Consider the following 24,953-nt stretch of genomic DNA (forward strand, 5'->3'; position numbering starts at 1 on the left):
TCAGCCTGCTGGCGAGTCAGGAATGGTAGTATCACATTCACTCCCCCAGACAGGCTGTATTTTGTTTCACACCATACCCACGTTCCAAGGAGGAATTTACACAATGAATTATACAATTGATGAATCTTACGTTCTATCTTTTCTGAAAAAATTACTGGACACTCCAAGTCCAAGTGGTTACACACATCATATTATCGAGATGATCCGCAAGGAAGCTGAATCACTGGGCATCGCCTGTGAGCTGAATAACAAGGGTGGGGCGGTGCTTACATTGCCAGGGCAGGATTCGTCCAAGACGATTGCTTTGAGTGCCCACGTGGATACGCTAGGGGCCATGGTACGCTCGGTTACATCCTATGGAACATTGAAACTGACCTCTGTTGGTGGATTTTCCATGCAAAGTATCGAGAATGAGTACTGCAGCATCCATACTCGGGATGGAAAGACATACACAGGAACCATTCTCTCCCTTCATCCGTCTGTACACGTCTATCCGGATGCACGTACCTTTGAACGGACGGAGAGCCATATGGAAGTTCGAATCGATGAAGTCGTCTCCTCCAAGGAAGACGTCTTGAAACTCGGGGTCTCTGTCGGTGACTTTATCTCCTTCGATGCTCGCGCAGTCATCACGCCGAGTGGTTATATCAAATCACGCCATCTGGACGACAAAGCCAGCGTAGCTGCCTTGTTCGGCATCCTTGAGTCTGCACACCGCGAAGGCTGGAAACCATTACATAACGTTTCTCTACTCATCTCTAACTACGAAGAAGTCGGACATGGTGCATCCTATATCCCTGCGGAAATCAGTGAAATGATTGCAGTAGACATGGGAGCCATGGGCGATGACCTGAGCTGTAAAGAAACCGATGTATCCATATGTGCCAAAGATTCTTCCGGTCCGTATGACTACGATATGACCAGTCGTCTCATTCAGCTAGCCAAACAAGGTGGGCTGGATTACGTCGTGGATATCTATCCCCAGTATGGTTCAGATGGCAGTGCAGCATTACGCGGAGGAAACAATATTCGAGCTGCACTGATCGGTCCGGGGGTTCACGCATCACATTCCATGGAGCGTACGCATAAGGATGCTGTCCTGAATACGGCACGATTGCTCGCTGCCTACATTACAACCAAGTAAGCAGAATCATTTACCTACGAAATCATCATGGATGACATCCACATGTTCGTCTAAGCAGAAGGCCCCTTCCAACACACAATTCGGTGTGCTTGAAAGGGGCCTTTGTTGTCATTTCTTTTAATCTGCCTGTTCCACATATTCATGATACTTGCGATCCAAGTTCTCAAACGCTGCCTGATGGTCACGCATTTCATTTCTTAACACATGCATGGTTTTCCGAACGGCACTCAGTCCATCCTTCACCTGACGTTCGGCTTTGCGAATTTTGTCCTGAACCATCCAGTCCACGAAGAGGTTATCGAAGAAATAGTCTGCGAATGAAAGCAGACCTCCCAGCTGCAGATCCGCGTGTACAGCCATCTCTACATCCTCCAACTCCTTCTGAAAACGTCGCAGACGCTTACCTGCATCCATGATGGCGACCTGAGCGTCATCCATTCGTCCTCGCTTGATATGTGTGGAGATCACTCCACCACCCATCATGTCATATACGCCCCAGTTGCCTGCTGAAGCCAATGCCTTCTCCGCACGTTCAAGGGCATAGAGCAGGTATTCGCCCTCCCGGAAAGCTTCATCCAGTTCTTGAAGTTCACTTGCCAGATGCTCCCGATTCTCAGCCATGTCCTGCAACTCCGCATCCTGGTCCAGCAGACGACCTTCCTTCTTCCCCAATAACGCGTTATAGTCGCTCTGCCAGTACCGATACTGCTGCCCGCCCTCCAACTCATGCTCCACATGAATTCGCTGCTCCTGTACGTCTTGTAACATGCGACAAGCGGTGTCGTATGCAGCCTTGCTTTCCATCAGTTCCAGCTCTTCCTTTTCCAGCCGCTCCGTCTTCTTACCAATCAGTTGATAGAAAAATGCTGACAATGTCATACTGTTCAGTCGATCAACATCCTTCTGCTCCTTCTGGAGATGCTCCAGACGACGTTTTACCTTTGCTTCCCATTCGCTTTCCTCCGTTTGAAGCTTCTCCAGCCGCTTGGTCCATTTCTCGTAAATTCTCCCCTTTTCCTTGAGCACTGCCAACTGTTGATTCATTTCTTTATACATAAGTGTGGTGTTCTCTCCCTTCTATGGAATTCTTTACTTATACAACGTAATGAATATGAAGAACGTTTCACATTAAATCGCAAATTCGCTAACAAAAAAATTGCCCTCTCCTCCAATGCGACATGAAGTCACTATAGAAGAAAGGGCGATGTTTAATTATAAATCAAGACTTGCTCTGTTCAATCTGCTCTGCAAGTTCATTCAGAATGGTCCAGCGTTCCATCAATTCATCCAGATGACGCTCAGCCTCAACCTGCTCCGCCATTAACTCCTGCAGACGGGCAGAATCACTAAATGATTCTTCCATCTCTTTGTTAATCCGGACAAGATTAGCTTCAGCTTTCTCAATATTTTCATCAATCTGGTCGTATTCACGTTGCTCCTTAAAGCTGAATTTCAACTTCGGTTTAGCCGCTGACACAGCAGGCGTCGTTTTCTCCGATGACTGCTTCGTCTTCGCTGCTCCTGTGTCACTCTCCTGAGTAACTCCAGGTGCATTTTTCAGCATCCATTCTGCATATTCACTGTAGTCGCCGACGTGTACACGTACAGCACCGTTGCCCTCAAAAGACAGCACTTTATCCACAGTACGATCAAGGAAATAGCGATCATGGGATACCACAAAGACAACACCGGGGAAATCATCCAGGTAGTCTTCAAGTACAGCGAGTGTCTGGATGTCCAGATCATTCGTCGGCTCATCCAGCAGTAATACATTCGGCGCAGCCATTAGCACACGCAGCAGATACAGACGACGCTTCTCACCACCGGACAGACGGGAGATTGGCGTCCACTGGGAGGCCGGGGTAAACAGGAACCGCTCCAGCATCTGGGATGCTGTAATCAGAGAGCCATCGGCTGTTTTCACATTCTCGGCCACTTCCTTGATGTACTCAATCACACGAAGAGTTTCATCCATCTCCTGATGCTCCTGAGTGAAGTAGCCCAGATTGACCGTAGGACCGACGTCAACCACACCTGCATCGGGTTCCAGCTTGCCAGATATCATCTGAAGCAACGTGGACTTACCACTACCATTCGGTCCGACAATCCCTACCCGATCTCCAGGTACAGCAATATAACTCAGATCATCGATCAGTTTGCGACCACCGACGGATTTGGAAAGGTGTTCAATCTCCAGTATCTTTTTCCCCAGTCGAGTGGAGCCAACCGATACTTCCAATGAACCCGAACGCTGGATACCTTGTTGGTCTTTGAGTTGTTCAAAGCGATCAATTCTCGCTTTTTGTTTCGTCGTCCGCGCCTTGGCACCGCGACGAATCCACGCAAGCTCCGTCCGAAGCAAGTTCTTACGCTTCTGTTCGGAAGAGGCTTCCCGTTCTTCGCGCTCTTCCTTCAGTTCCAGAAAGCGTGTATAGTTGGCTTCATAGCGGAATAAACGACCATGATCCAATTCCAGCATGACATTCGCCACTCGATCCAGGAAATACCGATCATGCGTAATCATAAGCAGTGCGCCGCGGCGCTTCTGCAAGTACTGCTCAAGCCATACGACCGAATCATTATCAATATGGTTCGTCGGCTCATCCAGAATGAGCAGTTCGCACGGGTGAATCAGAGCAGCAGCGAGTGCTACCCTTTTGCGTTGTCCACCAGACAGTGTGCCCATCAGTGCATCGAATTGACGAATACCCAGTTTGGACAAGATACTCTTCGCTTCACTCTCCATCTGCCAGAGCTGAAGCTGCTCCATTTGCTGATTCAGACGTAACAATCGCTCTTGCAAGGCTGGATCGGACGAATTCAGTTCCAATAATTCCATCGTTTCCGTATAGTCACGCACGGTTTTCATTTCCATGCTGTCACCTTCAAATACTTGTTGCAGTACCGTATTATCCGGATTGAAGTCCGGATTCTGCGCCAGGAACTGAATGCGTACATCATTACCAATCGAGATCTGGCCCGCATCAGCAGGTTCCATTCCGGAAATCACACGCAAAAACGTGGATTTACCGGTGCCATTTACCCCAACGACGCCAATTTTGTCCTGATCAGCCATACCGAACGAAGCGTCCTTGAACAATATTTTCTCGCCATAACTTTTTGCAATTTGCTCTACCGTCATTATGTTCATTGCGTGTACCCACTTCTCTGTAAAATAGTATTCAATATTCCCCGTATCCACACAAGTATTTACGTTTTCAAAAAGGACCGACACCCGTCCAGAAACAACGCTGCGGAAAAGGCAATTCGCTTGTTCAGATCCTCTTCGTTGAACTCAGGATTAAGCATAATATCCATCTTCAGACGATCCAGAATCCCAATGTACGATTTGGCCAACAAGACCGGCTCAGGTACACTTGCACTCTCCAGCACCTCACACACCATGCTCATATATTGATTCATAAATTCTTTCATGAATTGCATCAGATCCGGATCATTATTGGGTGCCATAAAAAAGAGTTTGGTATGATTGCGGCGCTCATAATAATACGTAAGGTGAGTCTTGGCTATTGCTCCAAGTTTATCACCTGTGTTCTCATGCGAGTTCAAAGCATATTCAAGACGACTGATGAAGCTGTTACAGTCCCGCTTGGACACTGCAACAAATAATTGTTCTTTGCTTTTGAAATATAAATAAATGGTGCCTTTTGCGATGCCGGCCTCGTCTGCAATATCCGACATTTTGGTCTCATAAAAACCTTTCGAGCCAAAAATACCATAGGCCGCATCCAAAATAGCCTCCGATTTGTCTCCATGTACCGTGCTCAAATGTACTCCCCCTTACAACGCCAAAATGTTACCTAAACCTATCGCCACGCATCCTCCGATAACCGAACTAAGCACGTTAACCAGGTCGTTGCTCATCCATGCCCAGCCACGAGCCCGAACTGTCGGATGCCCGCAATGTTCATGTACCTCAACTTCACGGCCACATACAGTACAACGATACATCTTCTGCACCGTTGCGCCCAGATAGGAATCGGCAAAAGCACCTGCCAAACCACCTACAAGGCCGACAAAAGTCCAACTAAACAGACCAAGCCCTTCAATCCCGGCGATCCACGAAAACAAAAATGCTCCCGCACCAATCAGAGCCCCGCCTGCGGCTGCAGCCACGGTGCCGAGTAGTGAGACACCTCCTGAAGCACCTGGTGTAAGTACTTTCCAGGTGAGAACAGAGCGCGGCGGCTTGCGACTGAGACTCCCGATTTCGGTTGCCCATGTATCCGATGTTACGGTAGCCATGACACCAATGAAAGCATATATCCACGCCGGATGTGGGAATATCCAATATCCCAGACACAAGAACATGCCCATCCCACCGTTAGCCATCACTTGACCGGCATCCCGATTTCCTGATTTGGCATAGGATTTCTCCAGCTCCTGCTTCCGATCTTTGCGAAACCTGGAGAGCAATGTTGAAGTAATGAAGAACAACAATAACGTGCCAAACCAGAACAGGTTACCCGCTCCGTAGTATATCGTTCCCATCATAATTGCTGCCAAGCAGCCAGACAGGGTTAGCGACTTTTTCGCATAGGCAGCACCTGCCACCATAGAAGCGCATATGGCGCCAATAATCCAATCCATAATGTCTCCTGCATGCAGCATATGTACAGCCCGCATGACGTTAATTGTATTTTTGAAATTCAATTATACCACGGTTTGATGCCAATGCCGAAACTCCTGAGGCCAGCACACAAAAAACCTGTTCTGGCCTCGTGTAGAAGTGCCAAAACAGGTTATTGATCATACGTTACAACAAGATAACTCCCCTTTTCAAGCAACGTCTGTACTTCGGCGTGCTATGATTTCATTCAGACCCGCTTCGCTCCGCCAATGACCCCATATCGGTAGAGTACCCTGCGACCAAACCAGTTGAACAATCGATCCGTCAGGAATCCCATAAAACCCAGGGAAATCAGTCCGACAAAGATCCAGTCCGTCCGGAAAAAGAGTCTTGAATTCCAGATCAGGTAACCAACTCCCTCATTTGCGGCAATCATCTCCGCCCCGATGATGGCCATATAAGAGGTTCCCATTGCCAGACGCACACCTGTGAAAATATACGGGGTTGTCGCCGGAACAATCACATGCAGCAGAATCTGCCGTTCATTGGCTCCCATACTTCGTGCCGACCGGATTTTGTCTTCTTCAACGGAGAGTACACCTGTCAAAGTGTTTAGCACAACAATGAAGAAAGTTGCGTACATGATGAGTGCAATCTTGGATTGCTCTCCAATACCGAACCATACCAGGAATAAAGTAATAAAGGCGATCGGTGGGATAAAACGTATAAAGTTAAGGAAGGGCTCGGCGAACAGCCGGATGATATGCACCTTGCCAATAATTAGTCCCACTGGAATAGCAATGATGCTTCCGAGTACCCACCCTGCCAGTACACGCGTGAAGCTGATTCCGATATACTGCATCAGGGTACCGTCAGCAATCAGTTCACGCGCTCCCAGGATCGTGTCCCAGGGACCAGGGATTACGTCAGGCCCATAGATGAGGGCACCAAGCTGCCAGATCAAGATGACCGTAACCCATAGAAGCGGGATAGACACCGATTTTTTTTCCAACCATTTCATCTCACATATCACCTCAGTTATTCTTCAAAGTGGCCTTGAATTCGGTCATACAAGGTGTTGAACTCAGTTGAGGCGATGTTCCTCGGGTAAGGTAAGGTGTTGTGGTAGATATCTGTTATATTCGAAGACGGCCCTACGGACATAATGCCTATGCGCTCACCAAGCAATAAAGCCTCCTGAATATCGTGAGTGACAAAGATAACGGTCTTATGGGTTTCTTTCCAAATATTCACCAGTTCCTTTTGCATCGTTCGCCTCGTCATCGCGTCCAGTGCACCGAATGGCTCATCCATCAGCAAGATCGACGAGTCATTCGCAAGCACCCGAGCCAACTGAACCCGCTGCTTCATGCCACCCGAGAGTTCTTTCGGAAACTTCCCTTCATGAGCACTCAGCCCAACAAGCTGAATGTAACGATCAGAGATCTCACGCCGTTGTGTCTTAGGCACCTTGGACATTCGAAGCCCGAATTCAACATTCTCCCTCACGGTTAACCATGGAAAGAGAGAAGAATCCGCCTGCTGGAATACCATCGCCCGATCCCTGCCCGGTCTGTCAATCTCCTTGTTATCCACCCTGAGCTGTCCGCCCGACTTGGAGATGAAACCCGCAATCATGTTCAGCAGCGTTGACTTCCCGCACCCGCTGGGACCCAGCAGGACAAAAAACTCTCCTCCCCTTATAACCAGATCGACATCCTTGATGATATAATGCACATCCCCATTGGTCGGGGCATGATACGTTTTCCGAAGCTGTTCAATATGAATGGTATGCTGAGTTGCAGGTAAGGACATCACAAACACCTCCCATTTGAATGAATTATTTGCTATATGTCACTTTTTCCGGCAGAGCCTGCTGGAGAGAGGTCAGATTGAGTTTGGTGTCGAGATCAAAATCCTGTTCAATGATTCCGGTGTCCACCATATATTGCTTCTGACCTGCCAAACTATCATAAGCGGCCTGCGTAAATCCAACTTCCCATGGATTGATCGGAAGGTCTTTTAACGTGGCATCTTTAGGCTGTTTGGTCTCTTGATACATCAAATCCGCTACTTCTTCAGGATGCGCTTGGGCATACGTAGACGCCTCATCAAGTGCAGCAAGGAAGTCACTTATCTTGTCGGGGTTCGCCTGGATAAATTCATTACTCGATATCAGTCCCATACCAAGGCGTATAGGGGTCTGGGACATATCCGTCAGCTGATGTACCCCTTCGAGTGCATCGAATTTATCGGTTAACGCGGAACCTATGACCCAAGTGGCATCAAGGTCTCCCTGTTTCAGTGCAATGTAGGACTCATCAAAAGCCCCTTGACCAATTTGCGTCACATCACTCAGCGCCAGTCCCTGATCTTTCAAATATTCATCCCATAGATACGGAATAAATGTACCTCGAATGAAGCTCACTTTCTTACCTTTCAAATCCGCTCCACTCTGAATATCCTCCCTTGCATATAGCTTCCATGCAGCTGCCGCTTCATCCGTAGCCTGGCCTGCGGAAGCGATGACTGAATATTCTCCTTTAGCTAGTGCATTCAATACGGGGAAATCTGCCCCATACGCGATATCTACCTGTTTGATAAATAGTGCATTTACACCTTCAGCTGGTGAGCCAAATGTAATACTCTCGGCATCAATGCCCCGTTTCTCAAAGAAACCTTTGGCGATGGCTACCCTGAACGTTGGGTTGGTACTTGTATCTGCAATCCGAATTTTTACATTATCGGCATTTTTGCCAGTAGCGTCTTTGGATCCGGCTGCGTTTGAACTGCATCCGGATAATAGGAGTGCCGTAGCCAGGAATAATATCAATACGCCGGTAATTATGGATGGTTTTCTCACAATATACACCCCATTCGATCTAGTCATGTTCTTGACGCCTAACCACCAGACTTGCCTTCATCCGACGTTGCCACACAGGCTGCACCTTCCACAAATGGAAGAGTTGTCTCCACACTCACGATGGATGCAGATCCTTTGGTTGCTGCTCCCGGCACCCTATAGGTCGAAACATCAATAGCTTCAATGGGAACCTCCTGCGGCTTCTCCAGCTGCGGAACCCACTGATATGGAACTCGATACGAGCGATAAACCATATTGGTATTCCGCCGGTCGTTGTAAGGGGAGACATATTCCCAGACCAACTCATGCTCGGCTGTCACTTCGAACAATCTGCCATTGGAACCTTCGGTTATCAAGGTGTTGCCATTAGGTAAACGCTGGGCGGAACTGATGTATGGACTATAAAATTTATAGGAATCCGTTGGGACAGAAAATCCAGCTTCTGCCGATGTATACTGCCAGACAATATCCAGGGTGACCGGGTTAATCTCCAGCACACGCGAGTGATCCCGAATCGCATGTTTTAATCCAAATGGGGAAGCCGGATTCGGAAGGCCGTAACCTGCCCAACCGCCATTGTCGAATACAAGCAAGTTCCCTTCTCCAGGAAGGCCCTGAGGAATGATATGTGCATGATGCTGCCCGATAATTGTGCCAATGTGCTTCGCTTCAGTTGAAGTATAGTCGGGACCCAGTCTCCATACGATTTTTCCGCTCTGCCTGTCTGTAATAGCGATTATATTGGCCTCTCTTGCATCCCAGATAATATTGTCGGGGTGGAACCGTTCGTCTCCGTCTTCATAGAAGCGATTGGGTCCAACATAAGAAGCAGAGTTAATATGTAGCCAGTCACCGACACCACCACCCAGATGACCGAAAGAACGTGTATTCGGATCACGGAACAGAACATTACGAGCAGCTTCATCAAAACCTAATTCTTCAAAGTGCTCGTTAGGGAGCCATTCCCAAAGTACCTTCCCCTCCCAATCCACTTCAATAATGGCGTCATCAAGCAATGGCTTATCGGAAATGTGCGGGTTACTCACATTTTTGTGAGCTAGAATAAGTGTTTTGCCACTCTTCGTCTTCGGTGCAAGCCCAGGTGCATAGTACCCTACCGGATTACCCTCACGCTGATAATCATGATGCTGGCGGGCATACCATAGTGGCTCATACCCCGGATCTTCAATATGTTCGTAGCTATTGTATTTCCATACAATGTTACCGTCCCAATCTACCTGAACCAGATCGACATTATCCTGAATACCAAACTTCGGATCTCTACGACCCGTGCTGCCCAGCACGTAGCCACCAGGCAATATTTTGGCCGGGAATCCTAACAACCCTTTCCACAGGTGAACCTCCTTGCCATTCATATCGATCAACACTACGCCTTCCTCACCTGCCTGATAGACGGTATAACCGCTCCAAGCCTTATCCGGATTGTATAGCGTCGCTCCAGTTGGATATATTGTTGAGTGTCCCATTGCTCATCTCTCCCTTAGAATGTATGTGGTATATCAAATGTCATTAACTTGACCCAACCTCAATAACTGAGATAGTTACTCTTCACGGTATTGTCCCGCTGCTTCTGCTCAAGGTCACTTGCGGAGGTGCGCTCCTGTTCTTGTATCCCGTTGTTCTCCGCCAATTCCAGCACCGTGTCTGAGAATCCCTCCAGATTCGCTACCACCCGCTCGTAGAATTGACTTTGCTGCTCCAGTTCCTCCGCCGTAAAACCTTCAAACAGAAGCGTGATACATCGGGCACCGATGTTGCTGTTTCTCGCATACATCTCCCGTCCGCTTGATGTGATGTCCAGTAGAACCGTCCGGCGGTCGTCTTCCTTTCGTCTGCGGATGGTGAGTCCTTTTTTCTCCAACTTATCGGTCAGAGCTGTAATGGCACCCGATGTAAAGTCCAACTGTTCTGCCAGATCTCCAAGCCGCTGTTCTCCCTCACGAATGATTTTGTGCAGGATAAGCATGCCTGGCAGGCTGATGCCTTCTACAGAGATGCGATCCCGCTCTTTGACGAATCGTCTGACCATTTTGCGGAAAAACCAGTCCGTCCGCTCCAACGCTTCCCAGTCCCTATCACTCATTTCATAACCTCCCTGATCGTTTGAAACTTCAATAAAGATACGAAAAAAGGCCCCCGAGGACATTCCTTAGAGGAGTAGTCCCGGGAGCCTTTGGTGGGTCCAATCAGCTCGATTTATTTTTCAATTCAAATTAGTTCACTGTTCATTTAATGAGTATTAAAATAATTGAGATCATCATATAACCAATTAACCCAACCTGTCAAGTAAGAATTGAAATATAGATCTACTTTTACAGTCATTACCCGCCGGTTTGAAATTACTTATCCTGTTTTAAGTTTCACTTCAGGTTCTCCGTTTACACTATTCTCAGATCGATTCATCACCAAATACATCTACGACAAGCTACGATTCAGTTCGTACTCAACTACAGAAATGAGGATTATGCATATGAACATGAAAAGAGTCATTATTATAGGCACCATGATTGTCACCATGTCCTTTGCCGGAACCGCATGGGGCCAATCTGCCATCTCTCCCATACCTACTGCCAAATGGTCCATCGTTGACCTGGATACTCGTGAGGGAAGCAGTGACGAACTGCTCCGCGCTCTAAATCAGCCTTCAGAAGCAAATCTGTATCAGGAGCTGTACAACGGTAAATCACTGAGAACGATTACGGAGGAAAACAAGGGGAATTTGGATGAGGTGATCGCTATGCAAGTAAGACAGCTCAGAGAGCAGTTGGATGAGCGACTCGCAAGTGGAAGTATCAGCTCGAAGCAACACGCTGCATACCAAGCCGAACTGGAAGAGTTGGTCACGCAGAGCGCCAATACAGCTTACAGCCTGACGTAATTAGCAAACTATCCGATCCGTACGATAAAAATATGAAATTGCTATGAATAACATGGCAAAAAGGAGCGTGTGCACGCCCCTTTCTTGTACCCTATTTCTTCTCAAGCAGGTATGATGTGTAATCCTTATTGCGCTGCCCCAATCGTGCAGGCACCCAAGGATTCGCCGTCCCATGCCAGTTCGAGCACATCTCCTGCTTGTGTTGGTCCAACACCTTCGGGTGTTCCTGTAAAAATGACATCTCCCGGCCCCAGGCCGTAATGGTGACCTACATAATCCACAATATCCTGTAAACTGAAAATCATGTTACGAATGTTACCACGCTGGACTTCCTCACCGTTTTTGGTCAATGTAAAATCTTTCTCCAGTAATGCTACCGCACCAGGGAACGCCTGAAATGCAGTAACCGGAGCCGAATTTTTGAATCCTTTGGCCGCCATCCACGGATGGCCCTTTTTCTTAATTACGGACTGTACGTCACGTAACGTAAAATCAATACCAAATGCATACGCATCCACCAGCTCATCAACCGTCATACCTGGCTCATAACTGCGACCGATTTGCATGACCAATTCAGCTTCATAGTGAACTTCACCCTTGGTAGCAGGCAATTCAAGCGTTTCACCATTCAGCGGCACGACTGCATGAGAAGGTTTCATGAAGATCATTGGTTCATCCGGAACCGCGTTGCCCAATTCTTCGGCATGAAGTTTATAATTGCGTCCTACACAGTATACGTTGCGAATGTTAGTCAACATGGGGATATTACCACCTTTATCGGTTCATTAGTGTATATAGTGTAAATTAAGGTCTGAAGAATCGGCTGCTCGTCTCCTGAAATGCCAGTTCCCATACGTCAGGACGATTCGTACATAACATGAGTTCGGGATCAACAGCCGCCAGTTTCTTCATAATGGTCTTGTCATCTACTGTCCAAGCCATCACCCGAATGCCTGCACTCCGCATCTCGTTCATTAAGGATCTGTCTACATTGGTGTATCCAATCGAGAGAAATGTACAATTCATCTGCTGTAGGGCAGTTAACAGATCTCCTGGTCGTGCATCGATAATAAGCCCCGTCTGGAACTCCGGTGCAAGTTTCTTCACTTCGATCAGAGCGGCTGGTTCAAATGAGGTGATCACTACATCATTTTGCATATGTCTTTTTCTCACTTCATGTATAACCGCCGCAGGCAGACCCGGATACATATCACCCTGCGTTTTCAGTTCAATGTTCAAACGTACTCTGCCGCACGAGCGATCTAATAATTCACTAAGCGCCGGAATCCGTTCGCCTTTGTACGACTTGTTTTTCCATGCTCCGGCATCCAGACGCTGCAGATCAGCCCAATCGGTTTCCCGAACCAGACCCTTGCCATTCGTCGTGCGATCCACTGTAAAATCATGAATGATTACTGGCACACCATCACGCGACAACTGCACATCCAGCTCCATCCACTGAACCTCAGGCCGTTCCATGGCCATCAGGAATGCAGCCATCGTATTCTCAGGTGCAATAGAAGAAAATCCACGGTGCGCTACACAAAGGTTGTTCATTCGATTCCCTCCTCAACAAGGTAATTAATTAGGCGAAGCGACTCCATTTCCATCATAACGAATGCCTGGCGAGAGCTTTGCCATCTGTTGCAATAGCAGTTTGTTTGCCTCATCGATCATCGGAATGGCCTGACCAAGCGCCGCTTCATAAGGGATAACTTTCATACTGCAATCGGCATCAGGACTACAGCGTGCCTGAAATACCGCCGTTTTCCATGTCTCTTCGGTTGTTGATCTGGAGAAAATGAAATTTCCCGTACTGTATGCAATCCACTTCCCCTTATAGTACTCCAACCCTTGCAACACATGAGGATGACCACCTATGACCAGATCCGCGCCAGCATCTACAAATTCATGAGCCAATCGGGTCTGATCACTGTTCGGAGTACTTACACGTTCCTCTCCCCAGTGTGCAACCACGATCACCAGATCAGCCTTCTTACGAGCCTCCTGGATCGCTTTGACTGCTCCTGTGGAATCATAGGCTTCAGCCACGCCAGCCCGATTACTCTCAGCCTTCCAACTCGTTTCCGGTACAACGCGGGAGAACCCAAGTAATGCAATCTTCATGCCTTTGCGTTCCAGATACGCCGGTGCATAGGCTTCATCCCTGTTCATACCAGCCCCGGTGTGAGCTATGCCATATTCCTTGAGATAGGTTAACGTATCTACCAGACCCTCTACACCCTGATCCAGAATATGATTGTTAGCCAAATTGACAGCATCAAAACCCGCAGAGGCCATTGCCGCCAATACTTTGGGCGAAGATTTGTATACATATGTTTTGTCAGCTGCACCCGTACCACCTTGGGTTATCGGAGTCTCCAAGTTGCCGATGGTAAGATCATCATCCTTGAATAATCTGCCGAGTTTGGCAAAGGGATAATCATAACCGTTCTTATCCAGCAGTTCAGCAACTTTGCCCGAAAATTGAATATCGCCCACAAAATTAATGGTGACATCCTTCGCTGAATTGGAAGGTTTCGACGTCCCTGATTCGATATCCACACCTGCATTTCCCTTGGTGCCGGACGGTGTCGGATCTGTAGCAGGTTTTTTCGTGCCGGATTCGGCTTTCCCATTATTGGTATTGCCTGAAGTATCAGGTTTCGCTACGGCAGATGGCTTATCTGCACCTGCGGTTGTTTCTTCATCCGTCGCTTTAGGTTCTTCTTCCGGAGTCTCATCGGACTCCAGGTCTGGAGAACTTACTTTATCCCCGCCTTTGGCATCGTCTCCAATGGAAGGCTGGTCCTGATCAACCATTTTTTGCTTGACCGGCTGGTCTGCCTGTTGCTGACGTGTGTTAATAACATAAAAAATGCCCACCAGACCAATTGTAATGACTAATACAACATTAACTGTCCAGATGATTCTATCGCGGGTGCGCTTTCTTTTTTTTCTTTCTACACTTCGATCTGATCTTGGGGGATACATAAGCAACTCCTCTTCTTCACAGCCATACATACCATTATATCAGGCATATTCTGGATTTCCATCTTTCCTTCGAACTGTATCAATTGAAAGAGAATTACCTCGGATAGCTTCTAGATCTACATATGAAAAAAGCTATCTCTCCAGTAGATAATTCTACGGTGAGACAGCTCTCTTGCTGTACTTAATCTGCTGCAAGCTCCTGTGTTGCCAAGATAGACATTTCCTTCGCTTGTCTGATACAATCCGGCAAGCCTACGCCCTCATAACCTGCACCTGCAATGTGCACACCCGGTAACTTGTTGCCAAGCTCCTCACGAAGGGCGGCAATATGCTGGAGGTGTCCTACCGGATACTGCGGCATGGATTTACGAAGCCTTGTAATCTCGGAGAAGATCGGCACTGCTTCGATACCCATCGTCTCTCTCAGATCCTTGAGAACCAGATCCGTCAGGGCGTCATCCGGAAGCTCAACGTTCTGTTCGTCACCGGAGCGACCCACATAACAGCGGAGCAGTACTTTATCATCCGGGCTGGTATGCAGCCATTTCGTTGATGTCCACGTGCAGGCCGTGATATTCCGACCCTCTTTCCGCGGAACAAGGAAACCCGACCCGTCGAATACATGCTCCACCTCTTTTTTCTCAAAAGCGAGCACTACATTAGCTACAGATACATAGTTAATCGCATCCAGTGCCGCCGTGTCTACGTGAGGTTTCAACAGATCCGATGCGACATACGTTGGCACTGTAACCACTACATCATCCGCTTCAAGCATTTCACCATTCTCCAGCTCAACATGGTATCTGGTCTGTGCTCCATTAAGACGTTGCAGTGACTTCACCGCGGTGTTCAAACGTTGATCCACATCCTGCAACTCATGGACGAGTGCATGAACAAGACTTTGCAGTCCCTGGCGGAAATTCAAAAAGGCACTTCGCTTCGTTCCAGTATGCGTCTCAGTCGGTTTGCGACCTGTCATCATTCCCCGAATCAAACTGCCATAATCGCGCTCTACTTCTCCGAACTGCGGGAAGGTGGCCTGAAGGCTCAAACACCGCATATCACCTGCATAGATTCCCGCGAGTAGTGGTTCTGTCAAGTTCTCCAGCACTTCTGTTCCAAGACGGCGTTCAATCATATAACCGAGCGATTCATCCTCTGTTGTACGACGCGGCGGGATGACAAAATCCATCAACGCCCGCAGTTTGCCTGCCGGAGAGACCAGCCCACTTCTCAGGAACGGCCTTAATTCTGTAGGGATACCGAGGACAAGTCCTGCTGGCATAGGATGAAGCTTGCCCCGTTGCATGATATACGTTTTCTTCGACTCCGGATTCTGACTGACCAGTTCATGATCAATCTCCAATTCTTTAGCCAGGTCAATCATGGCTGTTTTGCGAGCCAGGAAAGAATCAGGTCCTTTTTCAATTACAAATCCATCCCGGTGCAGTGTCTCAATCATGCCTCCCATGGACGAGCTTTTCTCGACCACAGTGATCACAGGTTCAACGCCCGCTTCCCGGTAATGCTTGCGGATATAAAATGCCGCGCTGAGGCCAGTGAGGCCACCGCCGACGACAACAACACGGCGTTTCTTATCACCCATTACTCATCCGACCCTTGCTGCCATTGGCTTATAATAACGTCGCTTAACGTCTCCATGTATAGAGGATCGCTATTGAGAGAATCAATACGCATCAGGCGCATATCGATCTCTTTGGCAATCGATTTGGCCTCAATATCGAGATCATAGAGCACTTCGAGATGATCCGAGACAAACCCGATTGGTGCAACAAGCACATCCTCTACCTGTTCACGCGAAAGTTCCTGTAACGTATCCAGAATGTCCGGTCCGAGCCAAGGCTCAGCTGTTCGTCCGGCACTTTGCCACGTAAATTGCCAATTGGTTATTCCTACACGTGAAGCAATCACTTCGGAAGTCTCCAGCAATTGTTGCGGGTATGGATCACCCATCTCCACAATACGTGCCGGCAGGCTGTGAGCACTGAACAACACCTTCACATCCCCACGTTTTGCTCCAGCTTCCTCAAACGCATCCAACTTGGCACTGACACGTGTGGACAACGCCTGAATTAACTTCGGATGCAGATGATAACTCTCGATAAAGGACATATGAACGCCCAGTTCTTCTGCTTTTTCACGCGCACGTTTGATGTAACTGCCGACACTCATCGTAGAGAAATGAGGAGCCAGTACAATTCCAATCGCTGTCTGAATTCCATCCTTCGCCATCTGTTCCACGCCGTCTTCAATAAACGGATAGGCATGCTTCAGTCCTTGATAACAACGGAATTCCACATTAGCGCCACGCTCATCACGGTTTAACGTCTCCTGAAGGGCCTTGACCTGATTGTCCGTGTTCTCTCGAAGTGGGAAAACACCGCCAACAATGGCTTCATAACGATCTTTCAGTTCTTTCAGTTGCTCCGGTTCAGGTGGACGCCCCCTGCGGATATGTGTGTAATATGCTTCAACACTCTCCATATTTTCTGGTGTGCCATACGACATCACCAGTACACCTACAGTATTAGTCATTAGTTACCGTCACCCCAGTCTTCATTGCTTCAGCAGAATATTCATGAATATAAGCCGTCAGTTCTCTGAGCTTATCAAGAGATGCTTCTGGGAATAGTCCGTGTCCCAGATTGAAAATATATCCCGGCTCCTTGATTCCTTCGTCAATAATCACTTTGGCTTGTTCCTTAATCAATTCCATCGGTGCAGTCAGCAAATAAGGGTCCAGATTACCCTGTACTGCAAATTTGCCGCCAAGACGTTGACGGCCTTCCGAGATGGATACTCTCCAGTCCAGCCCAATCACATCGGCTTGCAGATTATGCAATGCTGGTAGCAACTCACCGGATGCAACACCAGGGAAATAAATCTTCGGTACATTCAAATCCGATAATTCGGTAAAGATACGGGTAATCGTAGGCAACACATATGTTCTGAAGTCTTTAGGAGAAAGCGCTCCAACCCAGCTGTCAAATAACTGGAATGCCTTACCGCCATTCGCTATATGCGCACGGACATATGTAATAACCATATCGCCAAGCTTCTGCATCAGCTTATGCCACACTTCAGGCTCGCTGTACATCATCGTTTTGGTGCGGATATAACCTTTCGAAGGTCGGCCTTCGATCAGATAACTCGCAATCGTGAAAGGTGCACCCGCAAACGTAATCAGAGGTACGTCAAGCTCCTTATCCAGAATTCGAATGGTCTCCAGGATATGTGACAGATCCCCTTCTACGTCGATGGGGCGCAGCCGATCCACATCTGCAGCTGAACGAATAGGATTATCGATTACCGGTCCAATATTTTTAACAATGTCAAAATCAATGCCCAATGAGGCAACCGGATTCATAATATCGGAATACAAAATAGCCGCATCTACACCAAGTTTGCGTACCGGCATGAGTGTAACTTCAGCCGCCAGCTCGGGTTGTTTGCAGATTTCTAGCAAGGAGTACTTTTCTTTAATTTTGCGATATTCAGGGTCGTAACGTCCAGCTTGACGCATGTACCATACCGGAACACGGTCTACCTGTTGCTTGAAACTTGCCCGAATCAGTCGATCATTATAGCTCATGTAAGAAGCCTCCAATAGTTTTTGGACTCATAATTACCATTATGCCCTTTTTAAACAGCCGTAACAACCATATGCGGATGCGTTCTACGTGACAATACTATGACATTCCTTACACCCATCCCCCATATGCCAATTGTGTTATAATGAAAGAATCGATTTTTTTAGAGAATTACAGAAATATCTTTGAAAGGAAGTGAAAGCACTTTGAAAACGTGGAAAGTAAACCTCATTGTGCTTTGGTTCGGACAATTCTTGGTCAATTCGGGCATGACCATGATTACCCCATTTTTGTCTCTTTATCTCGCAAGAGATCTTGGCGTTGTTGGCGAACATGAAATTGGCATTTGGGCGGGATTTATTTTTGCAGCCAATTTCCTCACCTCATTTTTGTTTCAACCGCTGTGGGGTAAGTTATCGGACAAGTATGGTCGTAAAGTGATGCTTCTTCGTTCGGGATTCGGGATGGCCATCGTAATTGCCCTTATGGGTCTGGCACAGAATCCCTGGCAGCTTCTCTTATTGCGTTTGCTTAACGGTACAATCTCCGGTTTCAATCCTGCGGCTGTTGCACTGATATCGGGTACCACACCGAAGGACCGCATGGGTTTCGCCATGGGAATCAGTCAGTCCGGGCAGGTTGCCGGCACGATCCTAGGTCCGCTTATTGGTGGCTTGCTAGCTGATGCGGTAGGCTTCCGCCCCATTTTCTACATTACAGGTGGACTGATCTTCGTCGCTTCCATGCTCGCCATGTTCCTGGTGAGAGAGAAATTCGACCGTCAAGAAGCAGCCAAACTGCCGGCACAATCCGTATTGTCCGGTCTGAAGGAATTGAACAAGTCACCTCAATTGCCCGCACTGTTTGCTGTGACGTTCCTGTTGCAGTTTGCAATGATTAGCCCCATGTCACTCTTGCCGCTGTATGTGCAGAAATTGCATGCTTCGGATGTAAATGTGGCCTTCTGGGCAGGTCTTGTCGGTGCAGTTACGGGACTATCCAATATGGCCATGTCTCCGATTCTCGGGAAGCTGAGTGACCGAATTGGTCCTCACAAGGTGCTGACGTTCTCCCTCATAGGAACCGGACTCATGCTAATCCCGCAGGCATTTGTTCAGACCGTGTGGCAGCTCATTATTGTCCGATTCATGATGGGCGTGTTTATGGGTGGCCTGCTTCCAAGCGTTAATGCCTTGATCCGTTCCTATACAGCAGATAGCATGATTAGCCGTGCATTCAGTTTTAATACGAGCACCCTTGCGTTAGGCAACATGCTTGGAGCAATCATTGGAGGTTTTATGGCAGGATTCATCGGGATCGAAGGTCTGTTTATCGTCTCTGGCGGACTGCTCCTGCTTAATATGGTCTGGGTAAGATTCAAATTGTACAACAAACCTGCTTCAGTTCGGGAATCCTGATTCCCTATCCATCTCTTAACGAGTCCATATCACCGTTCCATCTAAAAAAAGCCGCTTCCAGCGCCTAATTGGCCTGAAAGCGGCTTTTTTTCATTCATGTGTTTTTCATTATTTTCTTATTTATTTATTAGATTGAATTGTATCGGATAATGCTTCACCCCAAACACAAAAGCACTTTGTATCGGTTGCAGAGCTGTCCCTGGCACAAGCTGGATGTGCTCCATGTGATGAAGCAATGTATGAAGAACGACCCTTGCCTCCAAACGAGCAAGCGGTGCACCCAGACAAAAATGAATGCCAAATCCAAATCCCATATGTCTGTTCGGCTTGCGATCAGAGATGAAATCTTCCGGTTGTTCGAATTGGGCACCATCCCGATTGGCTGCTCCTACCCAGGAAATCACCTGCTCTCCAGCTTGAATCGTCTGACCATTCAACTCTACAGTTTCCTTCGCGACCCGCCCAATAGCAACAATTGGCGGATAATATCGCAGTGTCTCTTCAATTGCAGAAATAATCCGTTCAGGATGTTCGCGCAACTCCTGTTGTAGCTCGGGTTGTTCAGACAATATACGAACCGCATTGGTAATCAGGTTGGTTGTTGTTTCATTGCCAGCAGCAAGCAAGAGAATACAGAAGCCTACCACTTCATCTGCAGTCAATTTCTGACCATCAATCTCCGCAGCAAGCAGTAACGAGATCAGATCATCCTTCGGCTGCAGCCGACGTTCTTCCATAATGCCAGTGAAATAGATATGCAACTCCTGCATATTTCTTTTTTTCTCTTCCAATAACTCTTGAAAAGCCTGCTCACTATCATCACGTGCGCCTTTCACCAACACATCAGACCAATCTTTGAACTTTTGTCGATCCTCCGCAGGGACTCCAATTAATTCTGCAATCACAATGACGGGCAATGGGGTTGCAAGGTCATCAATAAGTTCCATATGTCCTTCTGACAGGTGTGGAGCAATTAACTCATCTGTGATCTCCTGAATACGCGGAGCCAGGGCTTCGATTGCCTTGGGTGTAAACGCCTGGTTCACCAGATCACGTAGCTGTTTGTGTTTGGGAGGGTCTGTTGTCAACATGCTCGTATTGGCACGATCACGTGCAGAAGAGAACAGTTTCGGATTTTTCAGAACGTACTTCACATCTTCATAACCGAAAACATCCCAACATTCTCGATGCTCATCATATCGGACTGGAGTATTATCACGAAGTTCTGCATACACCTTGAAGGGAGATAACCTCTCTTCCAAAGTCTCCAGTTCCCGAATCGGAATGTAATTCGCATACTTTCTCGGTGCCTGTTTCATCGTTTTTCCTCCAATCAATATTATATATTTATTTACATATGTTGATCATCCCTATTATAAGCATAACTCTATAACGAAACCAATATTTAGACCGTAATTGAGCCCCATTACCTAATATGTGCTGCTATCACCCTCTCCTTCTGTTACCCACTTCTGATATACGTCCCGATTCGACATTCTTTTATCAAAAAACTTTGTTTTATCAGGACAAAAGACTCATTATGTTATTTTAATTAACATTAAAGAGGATTTATCTTCTTCAAAACTACTAAACTTAGCTATTTCCTCTCTCAATTAAAATGAATAATCTTTCATAATTCCTTATAAACAACCACTTTACTCTAATTATCGATGAATGTAACCGATTACTCTATCATTATCTTTATTTGTCATATTACTTAACATGAAATACAATCAATTTGAAATGGTATACATATTCTTCTTAACAAACTTAACATCACACTTACTTGAAGGAGAGTGCTATTCATGAGTAGAACATCCAATCTTCGTCCCTGGGCCGTATGGAGTACCGCAGCTTTAACAGCACTAACCATCACATTGTCACCTATTGGTACCTACGCTGCACACGCAGCTACGGTAGAGGTGAAAGGCACAACAGGTGCTGTTCAAACAACAACTACCACTCCGGCTCGCAATACATCCATTCCTGCAATACCCGACTCTTCCAAACAATCTGCACTTCCTAATGTATTGGTAATCGGGACTGGCGGAACGATTGCCGGACAATCCGAGGATGCCACCAGCTTCCAGAATTATAAGGCAGGTACGCTTCCCATCGGAGAGATGGTAGATGCCTTACCAGATAAACAGAAGATTGCTGATGTTAGCACACTCCAATTCGGAAACTCAGGTTCAGGTTCCTATAGCATGGCCGACCTCTATGACTTGTCGCAGACGGTAGACAAAGCGCTTTCAATGTATGACAGTGTTGTCGTTACCACAGGTACAGACACAATGGAGGAAATCGCCTATTTCCTCGATATGACGGTTCAGAGTGACAAACCGGTCGTGATCACAGGTTCCATGCGACCATGGACGGTCATCGGTTCTGACGCTCAAGCCAATCTGTACAACGCAATCAAGCTTGCAGGCAGTGGTCGCACCACGTCCTTCGGGACAGTACTCATGTTGAATGACACGATTCAGCTTGCTCGTGGCGTAACCAAGACGAATGATTATCGGACAGATACCTTTGAAACCCCAATGCTCGGCGCTGTAGGATATATTGATGAAGAAAACATTCGAATCTATCGCGCTCCTGCACGTGCGTTGAAACCTGAAGGCACAGCGAAGCCCGTATTTGATCTAAGTAAGATCACAAAAGCTGATCTAGCCAAAGTTGAAATAGCGATCTCTTATCAGGAAGCTGGCGGCGGAGCCATTGAAGGATTCGTGAACAGCGGTGCCAAAGGCATCGTGACTTCCGGTACCGGAGCTGGCGGCATCTCCAGAGCGATGGGACAAGCCCGTACCAAAGCCATTGAAGAAGGTGTTATCTTTGTCACCACCACTCGGACGGGTTCAGGAAGTGTCTACGGCGGCGGCAAAGGCATCATTGCAGGCGACAACTTGAGTCCACAACAAGCTCGTGTATTATTAATGCTGGGCTTGTCCTTCAGTGATGATTTTGACACCATCAAAAAATGGTTCGAAACGTACGGAACACCTGAAGTATAAGAAAGAACTACCGCAACGATATATGTAAGCACAAAGAAAGAGACGACACATTTTCTGTCCTTCAAAATGTTGTCATCTCTTTCTTTGTATGCTCAAAAAATCAAAAAAACCAGGATTGCAATGAGCGGAATATAAACGGGCAATATTAAAAACTGCTAAAAAAAATCCGATCACGATCTCCTCACAAACATAGAAGCGTGAGATCGTGTCTCATCGGAGTTATATCTTTAGGAAAATCTCACTTTCACTTCACCCAGGCAAGTACCAGCCCATCGTAGTCCGGCAACATCGTCGTCACCAGGCGCGGGTCACTCGCCATCTGTTCATTGAAGCGACGAACAGCAAGCACAGCCGGTCCCAGCTTGTCCGGATTCAGCGTACGCCCACGCAGGAAACAATTATCACCTACAATGACCGCACCTGGCCGGGCCAGCTTAATCGCATAGTCAAGATATACCGGATAATTCTCCTTATCTGCGTCAATAAAGAAGAAATCGAATGTACGTCCTTCCTTTTCCAATTGCTCCAGACTGTCTGCCGCCGGGCCAATCCGGTACTCCACCTTTTCGCCAAAGCCGCCTTCTTCCAGATGTCCACGCGCCATTGCCGCATATTCCTCTTTCAGTTCCAGCGAAGTCAGGGTTCCATTCTCACGCAATCCGCGTGCAATGCAGATCCCACTGTAACCGCCCAGCACGCCGATTTCGAGCGCAGCTTCTGCTTTGGATGTCTTGGCTAGAAACGTGAGCAATCGTCCATACGCAGCAGCCACCGAAACTTCCGGCATACCGTTCGAACGGATGGCCTCTTTCACTTTCAGCAAAAGGTCATCCTCTTGAAATAATTGATTTACATATTCATCAGGGGTCAGATTCACCACTAAAATCCTCCTTGGACACTTGGACTGCTTTCCATATGGATGCCAATGTTCTATAATAAATGTTTGTTATCAACACAGGCGGTTGACTGTTGCATCACTTCGAAAGAGGAACGCATACGTTCACCGCATTTCTCATTGTAAGTTTTTTCACGGAAAGCGGCAAGGCCGCACCGTTACTATACAGCAGAGAGAAGGATATCCTTCTCCAGCTTGAAATGGAGTTGAAATGAATCACATGGCTCAATTGCAATTGATTGCAACCTCGGCGATGGGACTCGAGGCTGTTGTCGCCCGGGAACTGAAGCAACTGGGGTATGAAGATGTTACGATCGACAATGGACGGGTTTTCTTTACAGGAGATTATATTGATATCTGTCGTTGTAATCTGTGGCTAAGAAGTTCGGACCGCGTATTGGTGAAAATGGGTGAGTTCCCTGCCACGACTTTTGATGAATTGTTTGAAGGCACCAAAGCACTTCCATGGGAGGAGTGGATTCCAGCCGACGGCGAATTCCCTGTAGAAGGTCGCTCTCAAAAATCCCAGTTAAGCAGTGTGCCTGCATCACAAGGGATCGTGAAGAAAGCAATCGTAGAGAAACTGAAGTTAACCTATGATACGGAGTGGTTCCCCGAAGATGGGTCTCGTTATGTGATTGAAGTTATTTTGCTGAACGATCGCGCCCTGCTTACATTGGATACGACCGGACCAGGCTTGCACAAACGGGGTTATCGTAAACTCGTCACCGAAGCGCCACTTAAAGAAACACTTGCAGCCGCTCTGATTCAGCTCAGTCGCTGGAATGTATCTCGTCCCTTCTATGATCCATGTTGCGGATCAGGCACAATGCTGATCGAGGCCGCCATGATCGGCTGGAACATTGCACCAGGACTTCGCCGGACCTTCAACTCAGAGGACTGGGCTGTCATTCCAGAAGAATTATGGGAACAAGCACGTGAAGAAGCATTTGATGCTGTGCGTGATGATATCCCGTTACAGATTTCAGGCAGCGACATTGATCCGGAAGCGATTGAAGTAGCTCAGGCTGCAATCAAGAGTGCAGGTTTCGCCAAAGACATTGAAGTCAGCGTTCTGCCCGCGCATCGTGCAAGACCACAAGGCGAATATGGTGTTATCATTACCAACCCTCCATATGGTGAACGTTTGAGTGAAGAAAAAGAAGTTCAGAAGTTGCTCCGCTCATTAGGGCGCAGTTATCTCGACATGCCAACATGGTCCTTTTTTGCAATCACGTCAACCAAAGCCTTTGAAGAGTATTTCGGTCATAAGGCAGACAAGCGTCGCAAATTGTTCAATGGACGAATTGAAACCCAGTACTATCAGTATTTGGGCCCACTGCCTCCAAGAAATAAAACACCACAATCTTCATAATGGCTCCAAATATAAAGTGCTTCTGCCATCCATGGCCGGGGCGCTTTTTTTCGTGCGCTATTCTGTTCATATGAATTCTCCCCGAGGCATAGTTGAAAACCCTTGAGGCCACGCTATAATGAATGGAGCCCTATTTTACATTCCGA

Annotated in this window: 22 protein-coding genes; 5 read left to right on the forward strand and 17 right to left on the reverse strand. The window is 47.4% G+C overall.

Going from position 1 to position 24,953, the window contains the following annotated elements:
* Positions 1 to 103: 103 nt before the first annotated feature.
* On the forward strand, positions 104 to 1,144 hold the full coding sequence (locus tag MHH93_RS18860) for a M42 family metallopeptidase (RefSeq protein ID WP_500055259.1): 1,041 nt from the start codon (positions 104 to 106) through the stop codon (positions 1,142 to 1,144).
* Positions 1,145 to 1,261: 117 nt separating this feature from the next.
* On the opposite strand, the gene MHH93_RS18865 is transcribed toward MHH93_RS18860, so the two are convergent.
* From MHH93_RS18865 to MHH93_RS18905, 9 genes are all read right to left on the reverse strand, one after another.
* Positions 1,262 to 2,200, reverse strand: a complete 939-nt coding sequence (locus MHH93_RS18865) for a hypothetical protein (RefSeq protein WP_500055260.1) — start codon at positions 2,198 to 2,200, stop codon at positions 1,262 to 1,264.
* A 163-nt stretch (positions 2,201 to 2,363) separates the two neighbouring features.
* Positions 2,364 to 4,295, reverse strand: a complete 1,932-nt coding sequence (locus MHH93_RS18870) for an ABC-F family ATP-binding cassette domain-containing protein (RefSeq protein ID WP_500055261.1) — start codon at positions 4,293 to 4,295, stop codon at positions 2,364 to 2,366.
* 59 nt (positions 4,296 to 4,354) lie between these two features.
* Entirely contained in the window at positions 4,355 to 4,933 is a 579-nt protein-coding gene (locus tag MHH93_RS18875; protein ID WP_440388072.1) for a TetR/AcrR family transcriptional regulator, read from the reverse strand.
* A 12-nt stretch (positions 4,934 to 4,945) separates the two neighbouring features.
* Positions 4,946 to 5,755 (reverse strand): DUF92 domain-containing protein, encoded by an 810-nt coding sequence (locus tag MHH93_RS18880; protein ID WP_500055262.1) that lies wholly within the window; start codon positions 5,753 to 5,755, stop codon positions 4,946 to 4,948.
* 227 nt (positions 5,756 to 5,982) lie between these two features.
* Positions 5,983 to 6,756, reverse strand: a complete 774-nt coding sequence (locus MHH93_RS18885; RefSeq protein WP_500055263.1) for an ABC transporter permease — start codon at positions 6,754 to 6,756, stop codon at positions 5,983 to 5,985.
* Between the two features lie 17 nt (positions 6,757 to 6,773).
* Positions 6,774 to 7,550, reverse strand: a complete 777-nt coding sequence (locus MHH93_RS18890) for an ABC transporter ATP-binding protein (protein WP_500055264.1) — start codon at positions 7,548 to 7,550, stop codon at positions 6,774 to 6,776.
* A gap of 25 nt (positions 7,551 to 7,575) precedes the next feature.
* Positions 7,576 to 8,625, reverse strand: a complete 1,050-nt coding sequence (locus tag MHH93_RS18895) for an ABC transporter substrate-binding protein (protein WP_500055265.1) — start codon at positions 8,623 to 8,625, stop codon at positions 7,576 to 7,578.
* 11 nt (positions 8,626 to 8,636) lie between these two features.
* Positions 8,637 to 10,085: an aryl-sulfate sulfotransferase gene (locus MHH93_RS18900; protein ID WP_500055266.1), complete on the reverse strand. Its 1,449-nt coding sequence runs from the start codon at positions 10,083 to 10,085 to the stop codon at positions 8,637 to 8,639.
* Between the two features lie 59 nt (positions 10,086 to 10,144).
* On the reverse strand, positions 10,145 to 10,702 hold the full coding sequence (locus MHH93_RS18905) for a MarR family winged helix-turn-helix transcriptional regulator (protein WP_500055267.1): 558 nt from the start codon (positions 10,700 to 10,702) through the stop codon (positions 10,145 to 10,147).
* 387 nt (positions 10,703 to 11,089) lie between these two features.
* Between MHH93_RS18905 and MHH93_RS18910 the strand changes: the two genes are divergently transcribed.
* Positions 11,090 to 11,497: a hypothetical protein gene (locus tag MHH93_RS18910; RefSeq protein ID WP_500055268.1), complete on the forward strand. Its 408-nt coding sequence runs from the start codon at positions 11,090 to 11,092 to the stop codon at positions 11,495 to 11,497.
* 125 nt (positions 11,498 to 11,622) lie between these two features.
* Here MHH93_RS18910 and MHH93_RS18915 read toward each other — a convergent pair whose 3' ends face one another.
* From MHH93_RS18915 to hemE, 6 genes are all read right to left on the reverse strand, one after another.
* Entirely contained in the window at positions 11,623 to 12,255 is a 633-nt protein-coding gene (locus MHH93_RS18915) for a fumarylacetoacetate hydrolase family protein (protein WP_500055269.1), read from the reverse strand.
* A 46-nt stretch (positions 12,256 to 12,301) separates the two neighbouring features.
* Positions 12,302 to 13,054, reverse strand: a complete 753-nt coding sequence (locus MHH93_RS18920) for a glycerophosphodiester phosphodiesterase (RefSeq protein WP_500055270.1) — start codon at positions 13,052 to 13,054, stop codon at positions 12,302 to 12,304.
* 24 nt (positions 13,055 to 13,078) lie between these two features.
* Complete coding sequence (locus MHH93_RS18925) at positions 13,079 to 14,491, reverse strand: CapA family protein (RefSeq protein WP_500055271.1); 1,413 nt, start codon at positions 14,489 to 14,491, stop codon at positions 13,079 to 13,081.
* 181 nt (positions 14,492 to 14,672) lie between these two features.
* Entirely contained in the window at positions 14,673 to 16,097 is a 1,425-nt protein-coding gene (hemY, locus tag MHH93_RS18930; protein WP_500055272.1) for a protoporphyrinogen oxidase, read from the reverse strand.
* Positions 16,097 to 17,047, reverse strand: coding sequence for a ferrochelatase (gene hemH / locus MHH93_RS18935; RefSeq protein ID WP_500055273.1), 951 nt, complete (start codon positions 17,045 to 17,047; stop codon positions 16,097 to 16,099). The genes hemY and hemH overlap by 1 nt, the downstream gene beginning before the upstream one ends.
* Positions 17,040 to 18,104, reverse strand: coding sequence for a uroporphyrinogen decarboxylase (gene hemE, locus MHH93_RS18940; RefSeq protein ID WP_500055274.1), 1,065 nt, complete (start codon positions 18,102 to 18,104; stop codon positions 17,040 to 17,042). The genes hemH and hemE overlap by 8 nt, the downstream gene beginning before the upstream one ends.
* Positions 18,105 to 18,308: 204 nt before the next feature.
* Between hemE and MHH93_RS18945 the strand changes: the two genes are divergently transcribed.
* A complete protein-coding gene (locus MHH93_RS18945; protein WP_500055275.1) occupies positions 18,309 to 19,520 on the forward strand; it encodes an MFS transporter in 1,212 nt (403 codons plus the stop codon).
* Between the two features lie 116 nt (positions 19,521 to 19,636).
* Here MHH93_RS18945 and MHH93_RS18950 read toward each other — a convergent pair whose 3' ends face one another.
* Positions 19,637 to 20,839: a cytochrome P450 gene (locus MHH93_RS18950; RefSeq protein WP_500055276.1), complete on the reverse strand. Its 1,203-nt coding sequence runs from the start codon at positions 20,837 to 20,839 to the stop codon at positions 19,637 to 19,639.
* Between the two features lie 486 nt (positions 20,840 to 21,325).
* Here MHH93_RS18950 and MHH93_RS18955 point away from each other — a divergent pair, with 486 nt between their 5' ends.
* Entirely contained in the window at positions 21,326 to 22,537 is a 1,212-nt protein-coding gene (locus MHH93_RS18955) for an asparaginase (protein WP_500055277.1), read from the forward strand.
* Between the two features lie 244 nt (positions 22,538 to 22,781).
* On the opposite strand, the gene MHH93_RS18960 is transcribed toward MHH93_RS18955, so the two are convergent.
* Positions 22,782 to 23,414, reverse strand: a complete 633-nt coding sequence (locus MHH93_RS18960) for an O-methyltransferase (RefSeq protein WP_500055278.1) — start codon at positions 23,412 to 23,414, stop codon at positions 22,782 to 22,784.
* A 238-nt stretch (positions 23,415 to 23,652) separates the two neighbouring features.
* On the opposite strand from MHH93_RS18960, the gene MHH93_RS18965 reads away from it, so the two are divergent.
* Positions 23,653 to 24,807, forward strand: coding sequence for a THUMP domain-containing class I SAM-dependent RNA methyltransferase (locus MHH93_RS18965; RefSeq protein ID WP_091017560.1), 1,155 nt, complete (start codon positions 23,653 to 23,655; stop codon positions 24,805 to 24,807).
* Positions 24,808 to 24,953: the final 146 nt, after the last annotated feature.

The sequence above is a fragment of the Priestia sp. FSL H7-0729 genome, from assembly GCF_038005685.1.
Lineage (GTDB): Bacteria > Bacillota > Bacilli > Paenibacillales > Paenibacillaceae > Paenibacillus.